Origin of the sequence: Paraburkholderia sp. 31.1, assembly GCF_014397645.1 — a bacterium.
GTDB classification, from domain to species: Bacteria; Pseudomonadota; Gammaproteobacteria; order Burkholderiales; family Burkholderiaceae; genus Paraburkholderia; species Paraburkholderia tuberum.
Genome location: NZ_VZQN01000235.1, coordinates 1 through 300, shown reverse-complemented (window position 1 = coordinate 300; position 300 = coordinate 1). Strand labels below are relative to the sequence as shown.

The window sequence follows — 300 nt, the reverse complement described above, 5'->3', positions numbered from 1 at the left end:
GTGACGTATCTGATGCGCAAAGGCCGGACCTGTCCGGATCTGGATGCCGCCTTGTTCTTCGATCCGGACGAAATTCGTGGCGCCCACCTGCTGGCCAAAAAGAAGATGCCGACGCCGCCGCCCACTGTGAATGAGGTCGTGCGGCTGATTGCGCAAATCGGTGGCTTCCTCGGCCGAAAGAGCGACGGTGAACCGGGTGCCAAGACCATCTGGCGAGGGCTCGATCAGGTACTCGCTGCCGCTGACACGCTACGCGCGCTCCGCGACGGGCTCGGCTAAGGACTTATGTATAACGCTATG

Annotated in this window: 1 protein-coding gene; it reads left to right on the top strand. The window is 61.3% G+C overall.

The features are described 5' to 3' along the window. The coding region (locus tag F6X37_RS36115) for an IS4 family transposase (RefSeq protein ID WP_316252040.1) at positions 1-279 on the top strand (279 nt) is incomplete at its 5' end. Positions 280-300: the final 21 nt, after the last annotated feature.